Source organism: Bartonella gabonensis (assembly GCF_903679515.1).
GTDB lineage: Bacteria > Pseudomonadota > Alphaproteobacteria > Rhizobiales > Rhizobiaceae > Bartonella > Bartonella gabonensis.
In genome coordinates, this window is record NZ_CAHOYM010000090.1 from 1 (window position 1) to 1,652 (window position 1,652).

At 37.2% G+C, this 1,652-nt stretch carries 1 protein-coding gene; it reads left to right on the forward strand.

The window, feature by feature from the left end; genetic code table 11:
• Nucleotides 1-1,309, forward strand: a 1,309-nt coding sequence (locus tag HWX04_RS08115; protein WP_175869613.1) for a YfjI family protein, incomplete at its 5' end; no start/stop codon positions are given.
• Nucleotides 1,310-1,652: the final 343 nt, after the last annotated feature.

Genomic DNA, 1,652 nt, shown 5'->3' on the forward strand with positions numbered 1-1,652 from the left:
CATTGGAAATGGCGTGCGGGTTGCTCCAAAACAACATGATGATTGGACAATTGTTCCTAATCTCTGGGGGGCTCTTATTGGTCAATCGTCAACATATAAAACACCAGCCATGAAAGCCGCTTTAGCCCCTATCACGCGCCTTCAAAAGGAATGGTATAAAGAGTGGTTAAAGCAGAAAGAAAGGCAAGAAATTGAAGAGAGATTAGAAAGTTTAGACAAAAGAGAAAAAGAAAGACAAGCCAATAAAGCACTTAAAAAAGGTGAGTGTGAAATAGCCCGTGCTCTGTTGTTTGAAACGCTCTCTAAAGACAGTGCTCATGATGATGATGTCTCGCGTTTTATTGTCAATGATGTGACGGTCGAAAAGCTTGGGGAATTGTTAAAAGAAAACCCCCGTGGTCTCTTAATGGTGCGTGATGAATTATCTGGTTTTTTAGCCAATCTAGAGAGAAAGGAATATCAAACAGACCGTTCTTTTTATTTAACAGCTTTTAATGGAGATGATCAATTTACCTATGACCGTATAGAGCGTGGAACCATTTTTATCCCCCATGTAACTTTATCAATGATTGGAGGCATTCAACCTTCACGAATTATTCCCATTATTCAAGCCATACACCATGGAATAAATGATGACGGTTTATTGCAACGGTTTCAAATGTTGGTGTGGCCCGATGAGACAAAAGATTGGCAATTGGTTGATAGACCACCCAATCAAGAGGGTTGGCAAAAGTATGAAGGTGTTTTTCGCTCTTTTCGTGATAAACGACTAGGTTCTCCAGAGCACCCGCTGATCATGCGTTTTATGCCAAAAGCACAAGAGAAATTTTATGAATGGCTAGAAAATCTTCATAGAGAGGCCAAAAGTGGTCGTTTCTCTGAAAGCTTACAATCGCATCTTTTAAAAATGCCTAAGACCATAGCAAGTCTTGCGTTGATTTTTGAATTGACCGAAGGGGGTCGTTTTGAAATCAATAAAGGTGCTCTTCAAACAGCCTTGCGTTGGGAAAAATATCTGTTAAGCCATGTCAAAAGGCTTTATGCGGCGGGGAATGCCTCTATAGACGATTGTGCAAAATTGATTATCGAGCGTTGTGATCATTTACCAAATGTTTTTACTGCACGCGATATTTACAGGCGTGATTGGAAATGTTTAACAGACAATGAAGTCGTTAAGCAGGCTCTAGAGATTTTATGCCGTTCCAATCATATTCGTCAAATAGCAAGTGAAAATAGCTCTAAAGGCGGTCGACCTACTATACGCTATGAATGGCATCCTTTAGTCAAAAGCAACAGTATAAAACAATGAAACGCTGATAATTTTTTTGTTATGCTTAAAACCTTCAAAAATCTTATCGTACCAAAAGAGGATTTACGAATGATCTTTGAGGGTTTTTGTTTATCATTAAAAAAAAAGAAGCAACGTTTAAATCTTGTGTCAACACTATCCAAAACTAATCTCTATAAGTTTTGACGGGGTTTTGAGTTTTGACGGTTGCTGCTTTTAGATAAAAAAATAGCAAAAAATAAAAACATTATATTTCAATATGTTAATATTTTATAGATCTTCAAAAAACAATCAATATTGACAACACAACCTATGAATTCAACTAATAATATACGTTTTGTAGGGGTTTTGTCAATTTTTGCAC